This window comes from Phytopseudomonas daroniae (assembly GCF_004327285.1).
Taxonomy (GTDB): Bacteria; Pseudomonadota; Gammaproteobacteria; order Pseudomonadales; family Pseudomonadaceae; genus Aquipseudomonas; species Aquipseudomonas daroniae.
The window spans coordinates 73,544-98,780 of the sequence record NZ_QJUI01000004.1; the positions used below are offsets into that span (position 1 = coordinate 73,544).

Annotated in this window: 24 protein-coding genes; 6 read left to right on the forward strand and 18 right to left on the reverse strand. The window is 62.1% G+C overall.

Annotated features, from left to right (window positions below):
• Positions 1-5: 5 nt before the first annotated feature.
• The 14 genes from fliN to DNK06_RS05585 all read right to left on the reverse strand — a co-directional run bounded on the left by fliN (position 6) and on the right by DNK06_RS05585 (position 12,936).
• Complete coding sequence (gene fliN, locus DNK06_RS05515) at positions 6-476, reverse strand: flagellar motor switch protein FliN (protein WP_131179034.1); 471 nt, start codon at positions 474-476, stop codon at positions 6-8.
• A gap of 89 nt (positions 477-565) precedes the next feature.
• Positions 566-1,537, reverse strand: a complete 972-nt coding sequence (fliM, locus tag DNK06_RS05520) for a flagellar motor switch protein FliM (protein WP_131179035.1) — start codon at positions 1,535-1,537, stop codon at positions 566-568.
• Positions 1,538-1,552: 15 nt separating this feature from the next.
• Positions 1,553-2,077, reverse strand: a complete 525-nt coding sequence (fliL, locus tag DNK06_RS05525) for a flagellar basal body-associated protein FliL (RefSeq protein WP_131179036.1) — start codon at positions 2,075-2,077, stop codon at positions 1,553-1,555.
• Between the two features lie 242 nt (positions 2,078-2,319).
• Positions 2,320-3,549, reverse strand: a complete 1,230-nt coding sequence (locus DNK06_RS05530) for a flagellar hook-length control protein FliK (protein WP_131179037.1) — start codon at positions 3,547-3,549, stop codon at positions 2,320-2,322.
• A 73-nt stretch (positions 3,550-3,622) separates the two neighbouring features.
• On the reverse strand, positions 3,623-3,979 hold the full coding sequence (locus DNK06_RS05535) for an Hpt domain-containing protein (protein ID WP_131179038.1): 357 nt from the start codon (positions 3,977-3,979) through the stop codon (positions 3,623-3,625).
• Between the two features lie 91 nt (positions 3,980-4,070).
• On the reverse strand, positions 4,071-5,768 hold the full coding sequence (locus DNK06_RS05540) for a fused response regulator/phosphatase (protein ID WP_131179039.1): 1,698 nt from the start codon (positions 5,766-5,768) through the stop codon (positions 4,071-4,073).
• Positions 5,769-5,774: 6 nt separating this feature from the next.
• Positions 5,775-6,080 carry an STAS domain-containing protein gene (locus DNK06_RS05545; protein ID WP_131179040.1) on the reverse strand — a complete coding sequence of 102 codons (306 nt, stop codon included), beginning with the start codon at positions 6,078-6,080 and terminating at the stop codon, positions 5,775-5,777.
• Between the two features lie 212 nt (positions 6,081-6,292).
• The gene (gene fliJ / locus DNK06_RS05550) at positions 6,293-6,745 is read right to left on the reverse strand and encodes a flagellar export protein FliJ (RefSeq protein ID WP_131179041.1); all 453 of its coding nucleotides are present in this window, start codon (positions 6,743-6,745) and stop codon (positions 6,293-6,295) included.
• A gap of 3 nt (positions 6,746-6,748) precedes the next feature.
• A complete protein-coding gene (gene fliI, locus DNK06_RS05555) occupies positions 6,749-8,107 on the reverse strand; it encodes a flagellar protein export ATPase FliI (RefSeq protein ID WP_131179042.1) in 1,359 nt (452 codons plus the stop codon).
• Positions 8,097-8,879, reverse strand: a complete 783-nt coding sequence (gene fliH / locus DNK06_RS05560; protein WP_131179043.1) for a flagellar assembly protein FliH — start codon at positions 8,877-8,879, stop codon at positions 8,097-8,099. Before fliH ends, fliI begins: the two co-directional genes overlap by 11 nt.
• A 269-nt stretch (positions 8,880-9,148) precedes the next feature.
• Positions 9,149-10,165, reverse strand: a complete 1,017-nt coding sequence (gene fliG, locus DNK06_RS05570) for a flagellar motor switch protein FliG (protein WP_131179045.1) — start codon at positions 10,163-10,165, stop codon at positions 9,149-9,151.
• Entirely contained in the window at positions 10,158-11,963 is a 1,806-nt protein-coding gene (gene fliF, locus DNK06_RS05575) for a flagellar basal-body MS-ring/collar protein FliF (protein WP_131179046.1), read from the reverse strand. The genes fliG and fliF overlap by 8 nt, the downstream gene beginning before the upstream one ends.
• A gap of 16 nt (positions 11,964-11,979) precedes the next feature.
• The gene (fliE, locus tag DNK06_RS05580; protein WP_131179047.1) at positions 11,980-12,309 is read right to left on the reverse strand and encodes a flagellar hook-basal body complex protein FliE; all 330 of its coding nucleotides are present in this window, start codon (positions 12,307-12,309) and stop codon (positions 11,980-11,982) included.
• A 300-nt stretch (positions 12,310-12,609) separates the two neighbouring features.
• On the reverse strand, positions 12,610-12,936 hold the full coding sequence (locus tag DNK06_RS05585) for a ComEA family DNA-binding protein (RefSeq protein WP_131179048.1): 327 nt from the start codon (positions 12,934-12,936) through the stop codon (positions 12,610-12,612).
• 183 nt (positions 12,937-13,119) lie between these two features.
• Between DNK06_RS05585 and DNK06_RS05590 the strand changes: the two genes are divergently transcribed.
• Positions 13,120-14,718, forward strand: a complete 1,599-nt coding sequence (locus DNK06_RS05590; RefSeq protein ID WP_131179049.1) for a glycoside hydrolase family 17 protein — start codon at positions 13,120-13,122, stop codon at positions 14,716-14,718.
• A gap of 311 nt (positions 14,719-15,029) precedes the next feature.
• On the opposite strand, the gene DNK06_RS05595 is transcribed toward DNK06_RS05590, so the two are convergent.
• Positions 15,030-15,404, reverse strand: a complete 375-nt coding sequence (locus DNK06_RS05595; RefSeq protein ID WP_131179050.1) for a hypothetical protein — start codon at positions 15,402-15,404, stop codon at positions 15,030-15,032.
• A 277-nt stretch (positions 15,405-15,681) separates the two neighbouring features.
• Between DNK06_RS05595 and DNK06_RS05600 the strand changes: the two genes are divergently transcribed.
• Complete coding sequence (locus tag DNK06_RS05600) at positions 15,682-16,980, forward strand: serine/threonine protein kinase (RefSeq protein ID WP_131179051.1); 1,299 nt, start codon at positions 15,682-15,684, stop codon at positions 16,978-16,980.
• A gap of 19 nt (positions 16,981-16,999) precedes the next feature.
• Positions 17,000-17,749 (forward strand): MlaA family lipoprotein, encoded by a 750-nt coding sequence (locus DNK06_RS05605; protein WP_242674654.1) that lies wholly within the window; start codon positions 17,000-17,002, stop codon positions 17,747-17,749.
• A 153-nt stretch (positions 17,750-17,902) separates the two neighbouring features.
• On the opposite strand, the gene DNK06_RS05610 is transcribed toward DNK06_RS05605, so the two are convergent.
• Together DNK06_RS05610 and DNK06_RS05615 are read right to left on the reverse strand one after the other, a co-directional pair.
• A complete protein-coding gene (locus DNK06_RS05610; RefSeq protein ID WP_131179053.1) occupies positions 17,903-18,502 on the reverse strand; it encodes a tRNA-uridine aminocarboxypropyltransferase in 600 nt (199 codons plus the stop codon).
• A gap of 61 nt (positions 18,503-18,563) precedes the next feature.
• A complete protein-coding gene (locus DNK06_RS05615) occupies positions 18,564-20,129 on the reverse strand; it encodes a methyl-accepting chemotaxis protein (RefSeq protein WP_131179054.1) in 1,566 nt (521 codons plus the stop codon).
• Positions 20,130-20,493: 364 nt separating this feature from the next.
• Here DNK06_RS05615 and DNK06_RS05620 point away from each other — a divergent pair, with 364 nt between their 5' ends.
• Genes DNK06_RS05620 through DNK06_RS05630 form a run of 3 tightly spaced genes read left to right on the forward strand, consistent with a single transcriptional unit; the run spans position 20,494 to position 25,050 of the window.
• A complete protein-coding gene (locus DNK06_RS05620; RefSeq protein ID WP_131179055.1) occupies positions 20,494-21,684 on the forward strand; it encodes an efflux RND transporter periplasmic adaptor subunit in 1,191 nt (396 codons plus the stop codon).
• Position 21,685: 1 nt separating this feature from the next.
• Positions 21,686-23,632, forward strand: a complete 1,947-nt coding sequence (locus DNK06_RS05625; RefSeq protein ID WP_131179056.1) for a MacB family efflux pump subunit — start codon at positions 21,686-21,688, stop codon at positions 23,630-23,632.
• An 8-nt stretch (positions 23,633-23,640) separates the two neighbouring features.
• Positions 23,641-25,050 (forward strand): efflux transporter outer membrane subunit, encoded by a 1,410-nt coding sequence (locus DNK06_RS05630; RefSeq protein WP_207389958.1) that lies wholly within the window; start codon positions 23,641-23,643, stop codon positions 25,048-25,050.
• A 12-nt stretch (positions 25,051-25,062) separates the two neighbouring features.
• On the opposite strand, the gene DNK06_RS25415 is transcribed toward DNK06_RS05630, so the two are convergent.
• Positions 25,063-25,188 (reverse strand): PA1414 family protein, encoded by a 126-nt coding sequence (locus DNK06_RS25415; protein WP_278248830.1) that lies wholly within the window; start codon positions 25,186-25,188, stop codon positions 25,063-25,065.
• Between the last annotated feature and the right edge of the window lie 49 nt (positions 25,189-25,237).

The window sequence follows — 25,237 nt, forward strand, 5'->3', positions numbered from 1 at the left end:
CGTCTTCAGCGCAGCTTCTTGATGCGTTCGCTAGGGCTGATCACGTCGGTCAGGCGAATGCCGAACTTCTCGTTGACCACCACCACTTCGCCATGGGCGATCAGGGTACCGTTGACCAGCACGTCGAGTGGCTCGCCGGCAAGGCGGTCGAGTTCGATCACCGAGCCCTGGTTGAGCTGCAGCAGGTTGCGGATGGTGATGTCGGCATTACCCACCTCCATGGAGATGGAGACGGGAATGTCGAGGATCACGTCGAGATTCGGGCCGTCCAGGCTGACCGGATTGTTGGCCTTGGGCATGCTGCCGAATTCTTCCATCGGTACCCGCGGTGCGGCCGGCTGGCTTGGCGCACTGGCGGCCAGCATGGCATCGATGTCGTCCTGCCCGGCGGCGTCGCCGGATTCGGACAGGGCTGCTGCCCACTCATCGGCCAGTGCCTGCTCCTCAGGCGTGGTGTTTTCGTTCTCGTCTGCCATCGTTCAACCTCGGCTGGCGTTTATCGGTTGGGCCACACGCTCGGGCGCACGGCGAAATGGGTAAGGCTTCACGGGCCACATGGCAGTGCCTAACGGTGACGCTCGATCGGGTCGAGCACCTGAAGCGACAGGTTGCCCTTGTGCGAGCCTAGCTTGACCTTGAAGGACGGTACGCCATTGGCACGCAGGATCATGTGTTCCGGCAGCTCCACGGGAATTACGTCGCCCGGCTGCATGTGCAGGATGTCGCGTACCTTCAGTTGACGACGCGCCACCGTGGCACTGAGCGGCACGCTGACTTCGAGGATGTCCTCGCGCAGAGCCTTGACCCAGCGTTCGTCCTGGTCGTCGACATCGGACTGAAAACCGGCATCGAGCATCTCGCGGATCGGCTCGACCATGGCGTAGGGCATGGTGATGTGCAGGTCGCCACCACCGCCATCGAGTTCGATGTGAAAGGTCGACACCACGATGACTTCGCTTGGGCTGACGATGTTGGCCAGCGCCGGGTTGACCTCCGAGCCGACGTACTCGAAGTTGATATCCATTACCGCGGCCCAGGCTTCACGCAGGTCGACGAACGCCTGATCCAGCACCATACGCACCACGCGCAACTCGGTAGGCGTGAACTCACGACCCTCGATCTTGGCGTGGCGGCCATCGCCACCAAAGAAATTGTCGACCAACTTGAACACCAGCTTGGCATCGAGAATGAACAGGCCGGTGCCACGCAGCGGCTTCATCTTCACCAGGTTGAGGCTGGTCGGTACGTACAGCGAGTGAACGTACTCGCCGAACTTCATCACCTGCACACCACCTACGGCCACATCGGCGGAGCGTCGCAGCAGATTGAACATGCTGATGCGGGTGTAGCGCGCAAAGCGCTCGTTGATCATTTCCAGGGTCGGCATGCGACCGCGCACGATCCGATCCTGACTGGTCAGGTCGTATTGCTTGACGCTGCCCGGCTCGACGAATTCCTCGGTTTCCACCAAGCCGTCGTCGACACCGTGCAACAGCGCGTCGATCTCGTCCTGGGACAGCAGGTCTTGCACAGCCATTATCGGACTCCCGCCCTATTGCAACACAAGGTTGGTGAACAGCACCTGCTCGACGGTCACTTTACCCGTCTCCTTCTCAGCCAGTTGCTGCACGCTGGCCGTGGCCTGCTGGCGCAGCATCTCTTTGCCCACGGGAGTGACCAGCGTGGCGAAATCCTGGCTGGAGAACAGCATCACCAGGTTGTTGCGCAGTACCGGCATATGCACCTTCAGTGCATCGAGCCCGGCCTGGTCACGGGTCATCAGGGCAACGCTGACCTGCATGTATCGGGCCCGGCCGTTCTGGGTGAAATTGACCACGAACGCCGGCGCCAATTCTTCGTAAATGGCCGGTTTCTTGACCGGAGCGGCGTTCTGGGCCGACTCATGGGCCGTATCTTCCTTGGCCGCACCCTTGCTGAGAAAGAACCAGGTGCCACCAATCGACAGCCCCACGGCGAGCAGCAGCGCCAGGACGATCACGATGATGAGCTTCAGCTTACCGGCCGGCTTGCTTCCAGCCTCGGTAGCAACAGCGAGTGGGGCGTTCTTCTTAGCCATGCCAAAAATCCGTCACGGAGTGGAGATCCTTCCGCTTTCAAAGGGTTAAGAGCAAGTGTTATGCCAGCTCATAAGCTTGGGTGCAATTGCTGCGCGCGCCATGTTACGCGAAAGCCGAGCATCGGCTCATAAATGAAATAACCCTGCCCCAGTGATTCGGGGCAGGGTTAAGTCTAGAACAGAGTCTGGCGATCGGGCTGAGCGGCGGCCCGGCAGTTCAGCCGCATCGCCGACAAACGACGTCAGGCGTAGTAGTCGACCATACCGCGGCCAGCTCCCTGGCCAGGATCACGCAGTTCGACACTGCCGATCACCCGCTCTTCTTCGCCGGTACCGGCAGTGCCATCATCCGCGGGCCGATCGCCGCGGCCGCGACCATCGTTCTCCTGGCCCTGCCATGCACGCCCCTGGGATTGGTCGGAAACGTTCACGTCAGCGAGGTTCATGCCTTGCTGGGTGAACATCTCACGCAGGCGGTGCATCTGGCTTTCCAGCGCTTCGCGCACACCTGGATGGGCGCTGGCGAAGCTGATCTGGGTCTGATCCTGGTTCAGGCTGATGCGCACGTCCAGGCGACCAAGCTCAGCGGGGTCGAGCTGAATTTCGGCGGACTTGAGGTTCTGGCTGGACATCCACATCACCTTGTCCACCACACCCTCGCCCCAGCCGGTCTGCTGCATGGCTACCGGCTGCCCGGGCACCACGGGTACCCGCGCGGCTTGCGAGGTCTGCTGACCAATCACCTGGCTCAGCGCACTGAGCTTACTGACGAACTGCTCGGGGGCTGTGTCCGCCGAACTTTCCTTGAGCGCCTCCAGAGCTTCGGTGCTGAGCTCGAACAGCGGCAGCTCGGCGGATTCGCCCTCTACATCGACAGCCGTAGATTTCATACCCATCGCCGCCATGGCGCTGGCAAATACCTGGGCGCTCGTCGCGCCCTGCTCTGCCACCTTTTCCTGCGCGCCGATATCAAGCGCCAAGCGCACCGCGGGTAATTGATTGAGCGCATCGATCTCGGGATCGAAACTGGCTTCGGTCATGCTGGCAGGCGCGGAACCGATCAGGCTGGTCGACACGGCGGCAGCCTGCGCTTGCAGCTCAGGATCGACCTCCACCACTACCGGTTGCGGCTCGAAAAGGCCGAGCATCAGCAGTGGATCGACAGCGCCGTCCTCGCTTGCCGGATCGGCAGGCAAATCCTTGCCGCTTTCGGCAACGGCTGGCGCCTGATCCGACGTCGGCGTCGAACTACTGACGTTTCGCTGCGGATCGGCTTTGCTGTCGCGTGCGTTTCTGGCGGCGTTGTCCTGGCGTTCAACGGCCTTGGCCTGGCGCTCTTTGGCATACACCTGCGAGAAGCTGGAAGCCTCTTGCTTGCGCGGTTCGGCCGTACTCTGCGCATTGTTCGCCGCAGGGGCCTTGGGCTTGGCCACGGTGGTAGGCGTCAGCAGCAGATCGGGGGCAACGGGCATGAATGCTCTCCGCTTGAATGATGTAGTGAGCACAGAGCAAGCAAGGGCCGGGCCAACATGTCAGACAAGAGGATTACTCAGTAGAAAAACGCTGGTGTTCGGATTTGAGCAGGATACGGACGATGGCGAATTCACGCTCGATGCGCCCGATCAGCTCAGCCGAATCAGTCAGATCGCCACGACGCGCCAGCTCTTCAAGCTCGCGGCAGGACTCAGCCAGCACCTTGGCCCCCATGTTGCTGCAGCTACCCTTGAAGCTGTGCGCGGCGCGGCGCATGGCTTGAGCGTCTTGCGCCCGCTCGGCCCCTTGCAAGAGGCGCAGGCGTTCTTCGGAGTCAGCGACGAAGGTATCCAACAGCACGGGATACTCGTCTTCCATGATGTCCTGCAAGGCAATCAGTACGGCGCGGTCTAGATGATTGTCGGACATCCTTTACTCCAGGCCCGCCTTGAGCGGCAGTTCGCCATTGCTGATAACACGCCTCGCGCCGAGCGGCCGAGGAAAGCACCGAATCGATGGATTATGCCTCTGCAGGCCAGGAAAACTCTACACTGACCCGACGGCCGTCGGACGACCAGTTGCAGCGCTCGCTAAGATCGCGAACCAAGCTCATGCCACGCCCACTGAGGCCTCCAGCAGGGCACTGGCGCGTCAATACCGTCTGGGGATCGAAGCCGGCGCCGCTGTCTTCCACCGTCAGCGTCAAACGACCGCCGCCTTCTTCGCGGCAAACGTCGAAGGCGATGCTGACGCAGCCATCACGCAAGGCATCCAAACGTTCGGCACGCTGCCGGTAATACTCGGAGAACCCGGCAGCATCACGCTTGAGGGCTGAATCCAGGCCCAATACCCCGTGCTCCAGAGCGTTGGTATACAGCTCGCACAGCACGCTGTAGAGGCTGCCGCCGTGCCCACGCAAGCCAGGCACTTCGAGCAGCAACTGCAACAGATAGGGCAAGGGATAGAAGTCACGCAACGTGGAACTTTGAAAATCAAAGCGCGCCGACCACTGTTCAGGCCCTCTACGCCATTCCCCGTCCGGCAGCGGAGGTCGACTCACGGCGCCCTCCTCGACCATGGTCACCTCGACCAGGCTGACATCGTCACGTGCTTCGCCGTTGAAGCGCTGCAACGCCTGCTGAATGTCGTCGAACAGCGCTAACGGTGGATGGCCGTTGTCGAGCACGTCGAGCAGACGCTGCTCGCCAAACAGCTCTTCATGCTCGTCACGCGCCTCGAGCACTCCATCGGAAAGCAGGAAAACCCGATCCCCCGGTGCTAGCGGATACGCCTCGTAATCGTCGCGAAAGCTGTCTGGATCCAGCACCCCAAGCGGCAGGTGCCGCGATACCAGCGGTACCCGCGCTCCACCGTCCTTGCGCAGCACGTAGCCATCCGGCAGACCGCCGCCCCAGAATTCGACCATCTGCCGCCGGAAGCTGACATTCAGCAGCGTCGCACAGCAGAACACGCCGCGAGGCAGAATACGCCGCAGCTTGGCATTGCTCTCATGGAGAATCTCGGCCAGTGAATGGCCTCTGCCCGTCATGCGGTAGAAGACATCGGCCAGCGGCATCGCGCCGATCGCCGCAGGCAGACCATGACCGGTGAAATCACCGAGCAGCACATGCATGTCACCGCTGGGGTGAAACGCGGCCAGCAGCAGATCGCCATTGAACAGCGCATACGGCGATTGCAGGTAGCGAATATTGCCGGCGCTCAGGCAACCGGAGTGCGCCACCTTGTCGAATACCGCCTTGGCCACCAGCTGTTCATTGAGCAGGTGCTCGTTATGCCGGGCAATCTGGTCGCGTTGTCGCAGCACCTCCTGGTGCAGGCGTCGCAACCGATCCATGGCATTTATCTTGGCTTCGAGGATTACCCGACTGTAGGGCTTGGCGAGAAAATCGTCGCCACCCGCTTCCAGGCAGCGAACCAGCGCCTCGTCTTCGCTCAGGGAGGTCAGAAAGATGATCGGCACCATGGCATCGCCAGCCATGGCCTTGATCCGCCGCGCAGCCTCGAAACCATCCATCACCGGCATCAGCGCGTCCATCAACACCAGTTGCGGGCGCTGCGACTCGAACAGCGCAACCGCCTCCAGACCATCGCTGGCGGCCAGCACCCGATGCCCCTGGCGACCGACGATGGTCGACAGCAGCATGCGGTCAGTGGCGCTGTCCTCGGCGATCAGGATGGTAAGGCGCGAGGCGTTCATCGCGCCTCAGACGATCTGGAAAAGCTGTTCGAAATTGGAAATGGACAGAATCTTGCGCACATCGGCATTGCAGTTGAGCAGACGAATCTGCGCACGGTCGCCACCGGCATGATCGCGCAGCAGCAACAACATGCCGAGCGCCGAGCTATCGAGATAGGTCGTCCCCTTGAGGTCTACCGAATAGCGTTCAGGACGGATATCGACGCGCTCGTAAGCACGACGAAATTCCTGATGGGCGCCAAAATCGAAGCGCCCCTGAATCGTGATGGTCAGCTCTTGCCCGTCTTCCGAAGGCAGTGAGGTGATGGGCATGAAGCACTCCTTGAGATCCGGGAAATCCGCCAGACCGCCGTATGCGGAACAACTGGCCGAGCCTGTCCTGAGAAGCAGGCGACATCTTGTTGACCAGAGCCGTGGCGCGGTGTCTCACCTGTTTTTCCTGACCCTGCCCAGGTCTCCCTACAGCGACCTGAATGCCGGCATATGAAGATTTAGCATTAGCCTGCGTCAGCGGCAACCATCATTCATTCCTGGGAATCGCGTCGAGGCATACGCTGAGAAAGCTCGTCGAGCAGTTTCTGCTCGCGTTTGTCCTCGGCCAGACGCGCTTCGTCCAGGTAGCGCTGCACCAGTTTTCGCAGCCCCTCGAGGCGTGCGTAGCGCTGTTGCCAGACTTCGCGCATCTTGTCCAGATTGCTGCGGTGCCAGGTCACGGCCTGCTGCTGTTGAGCGATCGCCACATCGAGCTGGGAAAGAAAGCGCTGATAGTTCATCAGCCACTGACCGGACACGCCCCGCTGCCCCTCGCTGATCCACTGCTGCTGATAGCCCTGCAGGTAATTTTCGAGATCAGCCAATTTGCCTTGAGCCTGCCCCAGCATGCCTTGAGCACGACCCAGTTGCAGAGCCGCCTCACGCTCGGCCTTTTCGGCCATTTCGACGACGGGCGCCAACCGCGCGGCGCGACTCGTTGCCACCGGTTAGGACGCCGCAGTGGGGTTCAGAACGGCGGCCAGCAGGTCACGACTGTTTTCCAGGCTTTCGCTTTCTCCCAGACTCTGGCGCAGGTAGCGCACCATCGCCGGCTGGCGGGCGATGGCCAGATCGGTATCGGCATCGCCACCCGGCACATAGGCGCCAACGCTGATCAAATCGCGGCTCTGTTGGTAGCGCGACCACAGCTGCTTGAAACGCTGGGCGTTACGCATGTGCTCGGGGCTGACCACCTGGGGCATGACCCGGCTGATGGACGCTTCGATGTCGATTGCCGGGTAATGCCCCTCTTCGGCCAGACGCCGGGACAGCACGAAGTGGCCGTCGAGCACCCCGCGGGCGGCATCAGCGATGGGATCCTGCTGGTCATCGCCTTCCGACAGCACGGTATAGAACGCAGTGATCGAACCACCGCCCTCCTCGGCATTACCGGCTCGTTCGACCAGGCGCGGCAGTTTGGCAAATACCGACGGCGGATAGCCCTTGGTCGCCGGCGGTTCGCCGATGGCCAGCGCGATTTCCCGTTGCGCCTGGGCGAAACGGGTCAGGGAATCCATCAGCAGCAGGACATTCTTGCCCTTGTCGCGAAAGTACTCGGCGATACGTGTGCAATACATGGCGGCGCGCAGGCGCATCAGTGGCGCATCATCGGCAGGCGATGCGACGACCACCGAGCGTTTGATACCTTCTTCACCAAGAATCTCGTCGATGAATTCCTTGACCTCGCGGCCCCGCTCGCCGATCAGGCCGACCACGATGATTTCGGCCTCGGTGAAACGGGTCATCATGCCCAGCAACACCGACTTACCGACACCGGTGCCGGCAAACAGCCCGAGGCGCTGGCCGCGGCCAACGGTGAGCAGGCCATTGATGCTGCGGATACCGACATCCAGAGGTTCGCTGATTGGGTGGCGCTTGAGCGGGTTGATGGTCGGGCCGTCCATCGGCACCCAATCTTCGGCTTTCATCCCGCCCTTGCCATCCAGGGCACGGCCGGCGCCATCGAGCACGCGGCCAAGCATGGATCTGCCCATGGGCAGGCGTCCGGTATCCGGCAGCGGCACCACGCGCGCACCGGGCGCAATACCAGCCAGGCTGCCGACCGGCATCAGATAGATCTTGCCGGCGGAAAAGCCCATGACCTCGGCTTCCACCTGTACCGGATGATAACTGTCGTCGTTGATGACCAGGCAGCGGCTGCCCAGGGCGGCTCGCAGGCCTTCGGCTTCGAGGGTCAAGCCGACCATGCGCAGCAGGCGGCCTTCGACTACGGGCTGGGACGGCAGCTTCACCGCGTCGCCATAACCCTCCATGCGGCGAGCGAAGCTGATGCGCTCAAGGCGCATTGGCGTCATCCAGGTCGATGTGCATATCGGCGGAACGGGGCGTGGTCGCATGCTCGCGCTGCTGTTCGAACAGTTGCTTGAGCGCTTGGCTGAGGCGGGTTTCGACACTGGCGTCGATGCGGCTGTGCTCGGTCTCTACCCGGCAGCCCCCGGGCAGCAGGGAATCGTCCTCGAGAATCCGCCAGCTTTCTTCATGGCGATCACGCAGCGACTTGACCAGCTCGAAGTCCTGCGGATTGAGGTGGATACGGATATTTTCCGCGCCCATGGGCAGCAGCTTGAGCACTTCGCGCAGCACCTGGCGGATCTGGCTGGAGTCGCGGCTCAATTCACGCTGAATGACCTCGCGGGTGATCTGCCCGACCAGGGTCACCAGTGCCACTTCGAGTTGCTGATCCTGCTCGGCGATAGGTTCGAACAAATGGCTCATGACCTGTTCGAGCCCATCGACCTTGCTAGCCAGCGCGGCGTCGGCTTCCTGCTTGGCCTTGAGCTGACCAGCGCGAAAACCGTCCTTTTCACCGGTGGCGAAGCCTTCGTTGTAGGCGTCCTGGCGAATGGCCTCGAGCTCGTCGAGCGTCAAGGGTTTGACATCTTCCAGCGCGACTTCTTCGCTTTCCTGGGGCGGCGGGGCCTCGGCCGCCTGTTCGATCTCAGGCTGGGCGTCTTCCGGCACCTCCACATGCTCGTCGAAACTTGGCAGCGACCAGCGATCGACGCTGCCCAGATCCTTGGCGCGAATCAGTTCGCTGACGGGTTCCTTGCCGGCCATCAGGGTCTGTTCCCGCTTCGACACGAGCCGCGTTGCTGCGCCAAATGGCGCCAGGCAAGGCGCGGAACGCAGGGAATGGTTACCCCCTTGCCAAGTTCCGCAACGCCGCCTGGCGCCATTTGCCGCGCAACCCGGAGGGCCGGGCCAGTTTTTGCGCGCTGCTGCGTTACTCGTCGTTCATTTGGAATAACCAAACTTCTCTCCTCATGCCTTGCCCCGCGCAAAAACTGGCTCCGGCGCGGCCGTGGCGAAACGGGAATAGACCCTATTTAAACCATCTCCTCGCCGCCCTTGCCACCCAATACGATTTCGCCGGCTTCGGCCATGCGCCGGGCGATGGTGAGGATTTCCTTCTGAGCGGTCTCGACGTCGCTGACACGCACCGGCCCTTTCGCTTCGAGGTCATCACGCAACAATTCGGCGGCGCGCTTGGACATGTTCTTGAACACCTTCTCCTTGATCGCCTCGTCCGCGCCCTTGAGCGCCAGCACCAGCACATCGGAAGACACCTCGCGCAGCAGCGCCTGGATACCGCGATCATCGACATCGGCCAGGTTGTCGAAGACGAACATCAGGTCTTCGATCTGCGACGACAGGTCTTCGTCGATCTCGCGGATCGAGTCCATCAGCTGTCCTTCGACCGAACTGTCGAGGTAGTTCATGATGTCCGCGGCGCGCTTCACGCCACCCATGGTAGCGCGGGTGGTGTTGGAACTGCCGGAGAACTGCTTCTCGAGAATCAGGTTGAGCTCCTTGAGCGCCGCCGGCTGCACGGTGTTCAACGACGACACGCGCAGCACGATGTCCAGGCGAACCTTGTGGTCGAAATGCGAAAGCACTTCACCCGCCTGGTCGGGATCCAGATAGGCAACGACAATCGCCTGGATCTGCGGGTGTTCGTAGCGGATCACGTCGGCCACGGCGCGTGGCTCCATCCATTTCAGGCTGTCCAGACCACTGGTACTGCCGCCGAGCAGGATGCGGTCGATCAGGTTACCGGCCTTGTCCTCGCCCAGTGCCTGGGTGAGCATCTTGCGGATATAGCCGTCGGCACCCACGCCCAGGCTGGTCTGGTCGCCGACGGTTTCGACGAACTCGCCCATCACCTGCTCGACCTGCTCACGATGAATGTTGCGCATGCCGGCCATGGCCACACCCACGCGCTGCACCTCCTTGGGCCCCAGATGACGAAGCACCTGGGCCGCATCGGTTTCACCGAGCGACAGAAGCAGGATGGCGGCCTTCTCGACCTTGCTCATCTTGGCAGCGATACGGTTCTCATTCATCGGCATTGATCCAATCTTTGACTACCTGGGCGACACGGCCCGGATCTTCGGCGACCAAACTCTTGATCGCATTCAGTTGCGCATCATACCCCTCGCTCGGACTCGGAAGGAGAATGCTTTGCGGGCCGCTCAGGCTCACTCGGTCGGACGCCAACTGGCCATCCAGGCCACCCATTTCGCCCAGATCCACGTCGCCATCGCGGCCACCGCCAACCATGGCCAGCTCTTTGCCTTTACCGCCACCGGTAATGTTGTTCAATACCGGGCGCAGCACGAACCACACCAACAGGAAGATCAACAGTGCCGGGAACAACGACTTGAGGCCGCCCATGGCCATCAGGAACAGCTCGCTCTGGTACCACGGCACCTCGATCACTTCGGTGATTTCACTGCTGAAGGCGGTGTTGATCACACTGACGCTGTCGCCACGGCTGGCATCGAAGCCTACCGAGTCCTGCACCAGGCGGGTGAAGCGCGCCAGGTCATCACTGCTCCACGGCACACGGGTGGCTTCCCCGGTAGCCGGGTCGACACGCATCTGGTCATCCACCACCACGGCGACGGAAAGCCGACGCAGGCGACCCTGTTGCTGCCTGGTATAGCTGACAGAGCGATCGAGCTCGAAGTTGCGCGTCGACTGATCCCGCTTGTCGGCCGGGTATGGCGCCAGCATGGGCTGGCCGGTAGCCGGATCCATGATCTGCTGGCCATTGGCGTCGACCAGCGGCTGACCCGGTGCGACCGGGCCGCCAGGGGCGGCTGCACCACCGGTCTGCTGCGGTGCGTCAGCCGGGCCAGGCGGCTGGTTGCTGAGGGCTCCGGGTACGCCTTGCGGGCCACTGCTACTGCTACGTTGTTCGTTGACCTGCTGCTCGCTGCGCAGCGCCGGCTGATCCGGATTGAAGGTTTCCGAGGTCGACTCGACGGCACTGAAATCCACGTCGGCCGAGACTTCAGCCTTGTAGCGGCCCATGCCGAGCACCGGCTGCAGGATGTTGTGCACGCGCTGGGTGAACAGGCTTTCCATGCGGCGGCTGTAGTCGAACTGCTTGCCAGCCATGCTCAGCTCGGACATTTCCTGCTGGTCGGACAGCAGGTTGCCCTTCTGATCGACCACGGTGACCTGCCCCTTGTCCATTTCCGGCACGCTGCTGGCGACCAAATTGACGATGGCCATCACCTGGCTTGGCTCCAGGTTACGCCCCGCATACAGCTCGACCAGCACCGAAGCGCTGGGCTTGCGCTCATCACGCACGAACACCGAGCTCTTCGGGATCGCCAGGTGCACGCGCGCGGCCTTGACGTTGTTCAGGCTGGAGACGGTGCGCGCCAACTCGCCTTCCAGTCCGCGACGATAGCGGGTCGCTTCCATGAACTGGCTGGTACCGAGGCCCTGCTCCTTGTCGAGAATCTCGAAACCGATGCTGGTGTCGGTCGGCGCTACGCCGGCAGAAGCCAGGCGAATGCGTGCACGCGCCAGGTCTTCGGATTTGACCAACAGCGCGCCGGAATTCGGCTCGATGGTGTAATTGATGTCCGCGCTCGCCAGGGTTTCCATCACCTGGCTCGCGTCCATGCCGTTGAGGCTGCCGTACAGCGGCTTGTAATCCGGTTGTTGCGACCACAGCACCACGGCGAAACCGATCGCCACACTGGCGGCCAGGCCGACCAGCAGACCGGCCTGACGCAATACCGGCATGTCGGAAAGATTCTCCAGGAACGTCAGCCCGAACAGCGGCTTTTTCGGCTCGCTGCCAGCGGTGGTGGCGGGTACGTTTGCGGCAAGTGCTTCGGCCATGATCGGAATCTACCTCTTAAACCGGCATTTGCATGATGTCTTGATAAGCCTGAACCAGCTTGTTGCGTACCTGGGTCATGGCCTGGAAGGAAACGCTGGCCTTCTGCGAGGCGATCATCACGTCGGTCAGGTCAACGCCGCTCTGGCCCATCTCGAAGGCTGTGGCCAGCTGGTTAGAAGCCTGCTGGGTTTCGCTGACCTTGTTCACCGCCTGCCCGAGCATGTCCGAGAAACTCGGCGCGCCGACTTCCTGGGCTTCGGAGACTGCCGGCTTGCGTGCCATGGCCTCGGCCTGCATGGAGCGCATTTCCAGCATTAGACGATTGAACGCGACACCCTGACTCATAACCCTTCCTCAACTGAGCGCGGTTTTTTGACGCCGCGTGTGCTTTGCAGGGGTATTTGCAACAAGGGTGCCAACTGTACGCTCTCTCCCGAGAGCACCGATTTATCGGCGCGGTAAGGTGTCACAGATCGGCAGGAGCATGAAACGCGCCAACGCTTGGAGAGGCAGGCAGAGCGGGGTCAGACAGGATGAACCGCCAGCGCGACGTCAGAAAACCGCCCGTACGAAGGATTACCGCCATCCATGAAAAAGCCGCTCGACCCTGAGGGGTCGAGCGGCCCGGGTGTATTGCAATAAGCGTTATTGGCCGATGGTCAACTTGCCACGATTGCGTTCAAGCAGGGCCTCGCCGATTCCCTTGACCTCGAGCAACTCGTCGACCGAGGCGAATTCGCCATGGGTCTCCCGATAGCTGACGATGGCCTGCGCCTTGACCGAGCCGACACCACTGAGCTCACGCTGCAGGGTTTCGGCATCGGCACTATTGAGGTTGACCGGGTTGAGCTCGGCCAGTTGCTGGGCGACGGGCTCGGTGGCGGGCGCGTTAGTACTTTCGTTGGCGCTGACCAGTAGCGAGGCACTGGCCAGGGCAGCGAACAGCAGGGCTTGCAGCATAGATTTTTGCATGGTTCAACATCCTTTTAGAGTTCACTCCAGTTGAGCGACGCGGGTTTTCCTAACGCCGCACATTCAAAATTAGTCAGCATGCAACACTTGTCAAATCGCCGCTTTGTCAGCGTACTTTCCGCCGCTATCTAAAGCCCCTGCTCGCCGCTAAGATGCGCGTCTCCCTTACCCCCGTGTCCGATCATGCCCGCCACCGCCCGCTTTCCTTTGCTCCCCTATGCCTGCGCCTGCGTCATCGCTTTCCTCGCGCTTGGCAGCCTGTGGCAGACCATCGGAAAACCGATCGTTCTGGCCGATGCGGCGACGCCCACTCACAAGCTGCAGTGTGCGTCTTACACACCATTCGACAAGGATCAGTCCCCCTTCGATCTACCGCTGCAAATCCGCCCCGAGCGCATGGATGCCGACCTGGCGCTGCTTGCGGAGCGCTTCCAGTGCATCCGCACCTATTCGGTCACCGGCCTCGAGTCGCTGCCGGATCTGGCGCGCAAACATGGCCTGAAGCTGATCGCCGGCGCCTGGGTTAGCCGCAACCCGCATGACACGGCCATCGAAATCCAGGGCCTGGTCAAGCTGGCCAAGGAAAATCCGGATGTAGTCGAGGCCGTGATCGTCGGCAACGAAGCGCTGCTGCGCAAGGAAGTCACGGGCGAGCAACTGGTCGAGCTGATCAATCAGGTCAAGGCAGAAATCACCCAGCCAGTGACTTATGCCGATGTCTGGGAATTCTGGCTCAAGCATCCGGAAGTCGCTCCGGCAGTGGATTTCATCACCATTCACCTGCTGCCTTACTGGGAAGATGACCCGGCAGGTATCGACGCGGCGTTGCATGAAGTCACCGAGTTGCGCGAGCTGTTCGGCAAGAAATTCGCGCCCAAGGACATCATGATCGGCGAAACCGGCTGGCCCAGCGAAGGCCGCCAGCGTGAAACCGCGTTGCCCAGCCGCGTCAACCAGGCCACCTTCATTCGCGGTTTCGTGGCGCTGGCCGAGCAGCACGGCTGGCGCTACAACCTGATCGAAGCCTTCGACCAACCGTGGAAACGCACCAGCGAAGGCGCTGTGGGCGGCTTCTGGGGCCTGTACGACGCCGACCGCCAGGACAAGTCGATCCTCGCCGGCCCGGTTTCCAACCTTCCGTATTGGCCGCTTTGGCTAACAATCAGCACTGGTATCCTGGCGCTTGGCCTGCTGGTCGGCGGTCGACCAAGTTCGCCCCGCAACGCCGTGCTGCTGCCGCTCGTGGCAGCGCTGGGTGCCGCCTGCATCGGGCTATGGGTGGAGTTGTCGTGGGTGACCAGCCGCTACATCGGCGAATGGCTGTGGGCCAGTGCCCTGCTCGCCCTCAACATGCTGGTTCTGGCTCATGCAACGCTGGCACTGTCGACGGCTAATGGTTGGCGTGCCCGGGCGTTCTCCTGGCTGGAGCGACGTGCAGGCTGGTGGTTGGCGGCGGCAGGCTTCGCCGGTGCAGTGATGATGCTGGCCATGGTGACCGACGCACGCTACCGCAGCTTCCCCAGTGCAGCGCTATTGCTCCCGTCCCTGGTCTACCTGCTGCGCCCGGTTGCCGCGCCACGCCGGGAAATCGCCCTGCTGGCACTGCTGATCGCCGCAGGCGTGGTGCCGCAACTGTATGAAGAGACGCTGGATAACCTGCAAGCCGTCGGCTGGGCCATCACCAGCGCATTGCTGGCGACTGCACTCTGGCGCAGCCTGAAACGCTCGAAGGGGCGCGAAGAACCTGCTCACGATCTTTCGACGAAACTCCACGTGCAATGACAGCAAAGTGGCGGTAGTGGCCTGTCGATGATTCGCGTTAAACGAAGGATCAGGCCTTCGGCCCCGGATTACGCCTGCGGCTAATCCAGGCTACGTTCGTGCCATGGTTCCCTGTAGGTTGGATCGGGGCGCGCAGCCTAGCCCGTAGGATGGGTGAAACCCATCAATTGCCGATGGGTTGCACCCATCCTACGACCCTGGGCCATCACCAGCACGTTGCTGGCGACTGCGCTCTGGCGCAGCTTGAAACGCTCGAAGGGGCGGTAAGCATTTTTCTCGGCGCTGCGCTCAATACACACCACCAGGCTGAATCAGCCAGCTGCCGGAGTAGGCGCACGTACCAGGCGCAGCAGAGCCAGCACCACGGCAAACACCGCCAGACTGGCGGTGTAGAGCGCGAGAGCCGGTAAACCGAGCAGCAGTCCTGGCACCGCCAGGCGCCAACCCCAGACACCGGGCAGCACGAATGCCAGCATGGCGCAGCCAAGTGCGATCCAGGCGATGATTCGCAGATGAATCATCCACCCCAGGGTGGCGCGAACCTGGCAGGCCAAATTCTCCGGATCCTCGACACAACGGCCTACCCACTGATCGCCCTCCATAAGCAGGTAACGCAAGCCATAACTGGCGATCACGCACAGAACGGCGGCGATCACCAGCACAACGACAGATAAACGACGGGGCATCCGGCCACTCCAGAGGGCTTGGAAACGGCGCTCAGCATAAGCTCCCGCCAGGCGGATGCAAGTTACAAATAGTGGCAAGCCTGGGAGCTCTGAAACCGCGCCAGCTCGACCTTTCGTGGTAAATCCGGTATCTACTGCATTAAGTTGCAGCGCAACGATAATTTCCCATGGCACTTTGACACACCGGCAGTTGTCTTAGGGATCGCGGCTGATGCCGAAAAGCACGGGCTGCCCCGCCCACCTCTGAAAAGAACGTTCTCTTGCAAAGGGATCTTGTATGTCTTTCATTCCCCGCCTTACTGCCCTGCTTAGCGGCCTGCTACTCAGTGCCCCACTCTGGGCAGCCGATATCGACGCGCAGACTTACGGTTATCCGCTCACCAATCCGTTCGAAGCGACCATCGCCACCACGCCGCCAGAACTGCGACCGGAGCTGCCAGACGACGCCGATATCAATCAGAAGGACTATCAGATTCGCCTGCGCCCGGAACGCGAATTCCAGCTGCCGGACAACTTCTGGGCCGTGACCAAGATGCGCTACCGGCTGGCCGAGCAGAAAGGCCCGGCGCCGCTGATCTTCATCATCGCTGGCACTGGCGCGCACTATTCGAGCAGCACCCCCGAATACCTGAAGAAACTGTTCTATGGCGCGGGCTATCACGTCGTGCAGCTGTCTTCGCCGACCAGCTACGACTTCATGACCTCCGCCTCGCGCTTCGCCACGCCGGGCATCAGCCGTGACGATGCCGAAGACCTGTATCGCGCCATGCAGGCCGTGCGCGCCCAGCATCCACGACTGCAGGTCACCGACTTCTACCTGACCGGTTACAGCCTCGGCGCCCTGCACGCTGCGTTCGTCAGCCAACTGGACGAAACCCGTCGCAGCTTCAACTTCAAGCGCGTGCTGATGCTCAACCCGCCGGTCAACCTGTACACCTCGATCACCAACCTCGATAGCCTGGTGCAAACTCAGGTCAAGGGCATCGACAGCCGCACCACCTTCTACGAATTGGTACTGGGCAAGCTGACCCGTTACTTCCAGGAGAAGGGTTATATCGATATCAACGATGCGCTGCTGTATGACTTCCAGCAGTCCAGGGAACATCTGTCCGACGAACAGATGGCCATGCTGATCGGCACCTCGTTCCGCTTCTCGGCTGCCGATATCGCGTTCACCTCGGATCTGATCAACCGTCGTGGCCTGATCACGCCGGTGGAATACCCGATTGGCGAGGGCACCAGCCTGACGCCTTTCTTCCGTCGAGCGCTGCAGTGCGATTTCGACTGCTACATGGCCGAACAGTTGATTCCCATGTGGCGGGCGCGCTATGACGGCGGCAGCATGGCCCAGCTGATCAACCAGGTCAGCCTGTACGGCATCGAGGATTACCTGAAGAACAGCCCGAAGATCGCGGTGATGCATAACGCCGACGACGTGATCCTCGGCCCAGGCGACCTTGGTTTCCTGCGCCGCACGATGGGCGACCGCCTGACCGTATACCCACTCGGCGGCCACTGCGGCAACCTCAATTACCGCGTCAACAGCAACGACATGTTGGAGTTCTTCCGTGGCTAAGACCTTTCCTGCCTTCGCGCTGTTCGCTGCCTTGCTGAGCTGCGGTGCCGCCACAGCCCAGACCACCATCGAAGACGACGGATTCAAGCAACCGCTGAGCAAGCTCAAGTTCAACCCGGGCCTGGATCAGCGTGAATTCGAACGCTCGACCCTGTCCGCGCTGGAAGTTTTCGATCCACTGGAGTCGTGGAACCGCCGCGTCTACCACTTCAACTATCGCTTCGACGAATGGGTATTCCTGCCCGTGGTCGACGGTTACCGCACTATCACGCCGAGCCTGGTGCAACAGGGCGTGAGCAACTTCTTCGGCAATCTCGGCGATGTGTCCAACCTGGTCAACAGCGTGCTTCAGCTCAAGGGCCAGCGGGCGTTGAACACCACGGCGCGCCTGCTGTTCAACACCACGCTCGGGGTCGCCGGGCTGTGGGATCCGGCAACCCACATGGGCCTGCCCAAGCAGCGTGAAGATTTCGGCCAGACCCTGGGCTTCTATGGAACCCCTGCCGGCCCCTACCTGATGCTGCCGATCCTTGGCCCGTCGAACCTGCGTGATACCGGTGGCCTGGTGGCGGACTTCGTCGCCGAACAACAGATCAACTACCTCAACGTGGCCGAGGTCAGCAACAGTCACCCGGAAGTCACCCTACTCAGGGTGGTCGATCAACGATCGACCACCAGCTTCCGCTATGGCCAGATCAACTCACCGTTCGAATACGAGAAACTGCGTTTCTTCTACACTGAATCTCGCAAGCTGCAGATCGCCGAGTGACGCGGATGGCGGCATCCGTGTACTGCGGATCGCCGGCAAACCGCTGAACGAACCCATCGAGCAGTACGGACTTCCGTGACGGTACGTTCGCCTGACTCAGGCAGCAGCATGATTCCCACATCGCTATTGGTGGGCTGCCATCCAACGCCCCGCTCAACGCTGATGGTTGCGCCTGAACGTCTCCTCCCCCATGGCCGCGATCTGCCCTTCGATCAAGGCATCGAAGGGTTTGAGCAGGGTCTGATAATCAGCGGGCGCCTCCAGCACGTTCAGCGCCGCGACTATCGCCTCGAGGGTCGATAACGATCCCTCCATCGGCGCCTTGCGCAGGCGATAGCGCGAGGGTGGTACGTCCGTCAGGGTCACCCGCGGTAACGCTGCCAACGCAGAATTGAGGTGCAGCAACTTGCGCGCCTTGCGCCAGGTACCGTCCGGTACCACCAGCCGTACCGGCCGTTCGTCGTGCTCGTCGACAACGCAGGCCAGTGGCTGCGCATCGTTCCCCGGAAACAGCAAATGCGTCCGGTAACCCGGTTGCGCCAGCCACAGCGGCAGATCCTCGAACACCTCGCCCACCCACAGTGTTGCATTGCGCAAGCCGAGCACGGCCAGGTTCGCCGTATTCAGAGCGTGGTCGACTTCATCAGGGTGCTGCAGCACCAGAATCTCGGTACGGCTGGGCAGATCGGGAATCAGAGCGCAGAGGCAATGGCTTGCGGGGCGTTTGCAGCGGGAACAGCGGGGGCGTGGCATTAGATGGCTCTCCTCGGCCGCGCAGTTTGCCATAGCACGAATGCGCAGCCGAGGAAGCGGTTTAGCGGTTGAAGCGTTCGGCCAAGCTGTGCAGGTAGTCGGCCATGGTTTCCAGCTCCTCGCCGATGGCGACGCCCTGGTGAGCCTGCTCGGCGCCCTGTTCGGAAAGCTGGGCGATCCGGGTGATCTGCCGGCTGATGTCATCGGCCACCTGCCCCTGCTCTTCGGAGGCGGCTGCAATCTGCTGACTCATGCCGGTGATGCGGCTGACCGACTCGCTGATGCCGTCCAGCGCGATACGTACCGCCTCCACGCTCTGTACGCTCTCCCGGGAAATTTCCTCGCCACGTTCGGCCGTGACGACAGCGCGCTCGGCACCGGCACGCAGCGAAGCGATGATCTGGTGAATCTGCTGGGTCGACTCCCGAGTGCGCGAAGCCAGCGAACGCACCTCATCGGCAACCACGGCGAACCCACGCCCCTGCTCGCCCGCCCGCGCCGCCTCGATCGCCGCATTGAGCGCCAGCAGGTTGGTCTGCTCGGCAATCGAGGTGATCACATCGGCGACGCTGCCGATCGACTGGGTGGAATTGGCCAGATCGCTCACTGCCTGGCCGATATCCGAGACGGCCTTGGCCATGTGCTGCATGGATTCCAGGCTGCCACCGGCCAGTTGCCGACCCTCTTTGGCCAGGCGATCCGCCTCTTCGGCGGCATGGCTGGTGCTCTGCACGTTTTGCGTGACCTCCTGGATGGTCGCGGCCATCTGATTGATCGCCGTGGCCGACTGATCGGTCTCGCTGCGCTGCTGGTCGAGCATCTCGGCGCCCGCTCGGGAAAAGCCGGCAGACTGGGCAGCCTGCCTCTTGACGTTGACACCGGCATCTTCGAGGCGCGTCAGCGCCGTCTGCAGTCGCGCCTCTTCGCTGATCATGGCCATGTCGAGCAACGCCTGAGCGCCGCGACTCTCACTGTAGGTCAGTGCCACCAGGCTGCTGGTGAATGCCTTCGGGTGGTCAGCAAGGGTTCGACGGATCAGCGCACGCTTGCTGTGCAACTGATAGGAACCCAGGGCGAACATCACCGCCACGATGAACAGCGCCAGCCACAGTCCGGTGAGTACCGAGTGGGCAGCGAGGATCACCAGCGCAGCGAGAATCAGCGGCCAGGAACGAATCAGGTCATAGGTCAGGTATTCGATCTTCGGCACGGGCGGCTTACCGGCCCGTAACCTGGCGTACAGCGCCTCGGCCCGGCGCTTCTGATCTTCCGTCGGCAGCGAACGCACCGACTCGTAGCCCGCTACCTGACCGCTCTGGTAGATCGGTGTGACATAGGCGCTGACCCAGTAGTAATCGCCATTCTTAGAGCGATTCTTGACGATGCCCATCCAGGGTTTGCCCTGTTTGATGGTCTCCCACATGTGACCGAATACAGCAGGTGGCATGTCCGGGTGACGCACCAGGTTGTGGGGCTGGCCGATAAGTTCCTCACGAGTGAAGCCGCTGATGGCAACGAATGCGTCGTTGCAATAGGTAATCTTGCTGTTCAGATCGGTGGTGGAGATCAACCGCTCATGCCCGGGAAAAGTCCTTTCCCGCTGAGTCACCGGAAGATTCTGACGCATGCTCGCAATCCTTTAGTTCGTGAAGGTGTACATCCCTGCCACTCCACTATGTCTAGCACAGCAAAGCTGCCACGCCAGCACAGCTAGGCGTTTGTTTTTCAAACGATCAAGCGCAAAAATGGCGTATCGGATCCATCGCATGCAGTTCCTGGCCACGCCTGTTCCCTGCTCGTCCGAATGGGCTTTCCATATTGTCGGCACGCTCTTCGGTGACTTGAGAGCGTCGCAGCGTTTCACGCGTCAAAAATTCCGGTCAGCGCCGAACTTTACCTATTCCTGACAGAACCTTACTCCGCTCTTACCCAACGCTGGCGAACGTCTCTCTATAGTGGCGCTCATCCGAATCCGCCGTGTGCCAATAGACATGCCGAAACCCAAGCTGCTGTTCCTGATTCCCGCCATCGCCGCCCTGGCGCTGGGTGGCTACGCACTCAAGAGCTGGTTATCGCCAGCACCTGGCAGCGGCCTGCTGACCGCCGAGGTGCGCCAGGCCGATATCGAGCAGACGGTCATCGCCACCGGTACGCTGGAGGCCTTCAAGCAGGTCAGCGTCGGTGCCCAGGTGTCGGGGCAGGTCACCAAGCTGCACGTCGATTTTGGCGACCTGGTCAAACAGGGTGAGCCGATCGCCGAGATTGATTCCCTGACCCAACAAAACTATCTGGCCAATACCAAAGCCTCCCTGGCCAATGTCAAGGCCCAGCGCGCGGTGCAGGCCGCGACGCTCAAAAAGGCGCAGCTCACCTTCAACCGGCAGAAATCCATGCTCGCTCAGAACGCCAGTTCGCGGGAAAGCTACGAGACTGCCGAGGCCGACCTGAATACCGCCAAGGCTCAGGTCGCCGCGCTGGATGCGCAGATCGAACAGGCGCAGATTCAGGTTTCCACCGCCGAAGTCGACCTGGGCTACACCAAGATCACCGCCCCCATCGACGGCACCGTGGTCGGCGTGGTGGTCAAGGAAGGCCAGACGGTGAACTCGGCGCAATCGGCGCCGACCATCGTCAAGGTCGCCCAGCTCGACAAGATGACCGTGCGTGCGGAGATCTCCGAAGCCGATGTGGTCAACCTGCAGCCCGGCCTACCCGTGTACTTCACCATTCTTGGCGAACCCGGCAAGCGCTATGAAGCGACGCTGCGCATGATCGAACCGGCGCCGGATTCGATAAACACCAGCGACAGCACCTCCAGTTCATCGTCCACCACCTCGACCGACACGGCCGTCTATTACATCGCCGTGTTCGATGTGCCCAACCCCGATGGCAAGCTGCGTATTTCCATGACCACCGAGGTGAACATCGTCCTTAACAGCGTCAAGGACGCGACGAGCATTCCAGTGTCGGCGCTGGGCCGCGCCAACCGTGACGGCAGCTACACCGTGCAGGTGCTGGGTAAAGGCGGCAAGGTCGAGGCGCGGCAGATCCGTACCGGACTGGAAGACTCCATCAACGCACAGGTGCTGGAAGGCCTGGAGACCGGCGACAAGGTGGTACTCGGCGATGCCGCTGCCGGCTCCAGCACCACCCTGCGCATGCGCGGGCCGATGAGACTCTGACATGGCACTCCTCGAACTGAGCGGCCTGCGCCGCGAATTCCCGGCCGGGGATCAGACCATCGCCGTGCTCAAGGATATCGACCTGAGCATCGAACAGGGCGAAATGGTTGCCATCATCGGTACCTCCGGCTCGGGCAAATCGACCCTGATGAACATCCTTGGCTGCCTGGATCGGGCCAGCGCCGGCACTTACCGCATCGCCGGCCGGGAAACCGGCAGGCTATCCCCGGACGAGCTGGCCGAACTGCGCCGCGAATATTTCGGTTTCATCTTCCAGCGTTACCACCTGCTGGGCGACCTGGATGCCGTGGGCAATGTCGAGATCCCTGCCATCTACGCCGGCAAGGACGCCACCAGCCGTCACCAGCGCGCCGAAGCACTGCTGCAGCGCCTCGGCCTGGGCGAACGCCTGAGCCACAAGCCAAGCCAGCTTTCCGGCGGCCAGCAGCAACGCGTTTCCATTGCCCGGGCGCTGATGAACGGCGGCCAGGTGATTCTCGCCGATGAGCCCACCGGCGCGCTGGACAGCCACAGCGGCGAAGAGATGCTCAAGCTGCTGCGTGAGCTGCATGCCGCTGGGCACACGGTGATCATCGTCACCCACGACATGAAGGTCGCGGAAACCGCCGACCGCATCATCGAGATCAGCGATGGCTGCATCGTTGCCGACCGCCGCCTGCGCGACGGCGACGCGGACTCGGACGTGCTGGAAGAGCCAGCCCAGGCACGTGATGCCAATACCTTGCGCGCCGGGGTCGGGCAGTTTCGCGAAGCGTTCCGCATGGCTCTACTGGCGATGCTCTCGCACAAGCTGCGCACTTTCCTGACCATGCTCGGCATCATCATCGGCATCGCCTCGGTGGTGTCGGTGGTGGCGCTGGGCCAGGGTTCGCAACAGAAGATCATGGAGAACATCAGCGCGATCGGTACCAATACCATCGACATCTATCCCGGCAGCGGTTTCGGTGATCGTCGCTCGGCACGCATCCAGACGCTGGTGCCGGCCGATGCCGATGCCCTGGCTGGTCAGGCCTTCGTCGACAGCGTCACGCCATCGGTTTCCAGCTCCGGTACCTTGCGCTACCGCGAGCAGGCGCTGAGCGTGTCCATGAGCGGCGTGGGCGAGCAGTTCTTCCGCGCCAAGGGTTATACCTTCGCCCAGGGCCGCGCGTTCGATACCAAGGCGGTGCGCGAGTCGGCACAGAATGCGGTGATCGACGACAACACCTACAAGAAGCTGTTCGCCGGCAAGCAGGCGCTCGGCCAGGTGATCCTGCTGGGCAATGTACCGGTGCGCGTCATCGGCGTGCTCGACCCGATCCAGAGCAACTTCGGCGGCAGCGACTCGCTACGCATCTACCTGCCCTACACCGCGGTGATGAACCGCATGCTCGGCCAGTCGTACCTGGAAAGCATCACCGTACGGGTCGACGACAGCGTGTCCAGCGATGCCGCCGAGCAAGGCATCATCCGCCTGCTCACGCGTCGCCACGGGGTGCAGGACTTCTTCGTGATGAACACCGACACCATCCGCCAGACCATCGAAAAGACCAGCCAGACCATGACCCTGCTGATCTCGGCCATCGCCCTGATCTCCCTGCTGGTCGGCGGTATCGGGGTGATGAACATCATGCTGGTGTCGGTCACCGAGCGCACCCGCGAGATTGGCGTGCGCATGGCGGTGGGGGCACGGCAGAACGATATCCTCCGGCAGTTCCTGATCGAGGCGGTGCTGGTGTGCCTGATCGGTGGCGCACTCGGCGTGATGTCGGCGTTGGCCTTCGGCGCCGTGTTCAGCCATTTCACCAGCGAATTCAGCCTGGTGTTTTCCAGCACCTCCATCGTCGCCGCTTTCCTGTGTTCCACGGTCATCGGCCTGGTGTTCGGTTTCCTGCCAGCACGCAACGCCGCCCGCCTCGACCCCGTCGACGCCCTGTCTCGCGAGTAGACCCGATCATGCATAGCCATTATCTGAAACCCCTGTCACTGGTTATCGCCCTTGCCCTGGGCGGCTGCAGTTCGCTGCTCTCCACACCTTACGAGCGGCCGGCGCTGAACGTTCCCGCCAGTTGGCAACAGCCGGGCGAGCAGCAGGCCAGCACTGGCCAGGCCTGGTGGAAAGCTTTCGGCGACCCCGAACTGGATCGGCTGATCGACGCAGCGCTGGCACGCAACAACGACATCGGTACGGCGTTGCTCAACGTACGTCGCGCGCAGTTGCAGGCCGGCCTGGCCCGTGACGGTCAATTTCCTCAGCTCAGCAGCGGCCTGAGCGCCGACCGCACCCGCGCCCTGCGCGGTGAAGGCAGCGCAGCCCACAGCTATTCGCTGACCGGCTCGGTAAGCTGGGAAGCCGATTTGTGGAACCGTCTGGGTAGTGCCACTGACGCGGCGGAACTCGAAGCCCTGGCGACCGAACAGGATTACGCCGCCACCCGACTGTCCCTGGCGGGCACGCTGGCGAGCCTGTACTGGCAGATCGGTTATCTCAACGAACGCCTGGCCTCCAGCGCCGCGAGCATCGCCTACGCCCGGCAAACGTTGCAGTTGGTTCAGGTGCAATACGATGCCGGCCAGGCTTCGGCCCTGGAGCTCGCCGAAGCGCGGCAGAGCCTGGAAACCCAGTTGGCCAGTGAAGTGGATCTGCGCCAGCAGCGGGTCGAGCAGCGCAATGCCCTGGCAGTGCTGTTCGATGGTGCTACGCCCGTGAATCTGAACGAGCTGCAAAGCCTGGAAAGCAGCGTATTGCCCGCCGTGCAGGCCGACCTACCGGCCAGCCTGCTGGCTCGACGACCGGATCTGCGCGCCGCCGAACTGCGCCTGCGAAGCAGCCTGAAATCCGTGGATGCGACCCGTGCGAGCTACTACCCGGATCTGAGTCTGACCGGCACCCTGGGCTATTCCAGCTCGGCGCTGAGCAACCTGCTGCAGAACCCGGTTGGCGCACTGGGCGCGAGCCTGGCCATGCCCTTCCTGCAGTGGAATCAGATGAAACTCAACGTCGCCGTGTCGAGAACGGATTACGAACTGGCGGTGACGGACTTCCGACAGAGCTTGTATCAGGCACTGGCCGACGTGGAGAACGGGCTGGCGGGTCGGCGTCATTACGCCGAGCAGGAAGGCATGCGTAGCCGAGCGCTGGATGCGGCCAGCGAGGCCGAGCGTATCTATCGCATTCGCTACGAGTCAGGGGCAGTGGATCTGCAATCCTGGCTAAGCGCGCAGGATACACGCCGTTCGGCGCAGATCACCCTGGCGGAGAACCGCCTGAATCAGTTGCTCAATGCCGCCACCCTGTACCAGTCGCTGGGCGGTGATACGGGCGTGGATATCGAAGCGCCGCTGGCGGCGCTTTCGAATCAGTGACGGTCGCGGCGTTTAGCGGCGGCGACGGCGCTCTGCGGCCAGGCGGCGCTGCTCGTCACTGCGGATGGGAACCGGCTGCATGCGCGGGGCAAACAGGGCATTGAACTGTGCGGCAAGTTTTTCGAACCAGGCTTTCATAAGAGTTATCCTCGAACTACGCGCGGCTATGGTGACCGCTTACCTTGAG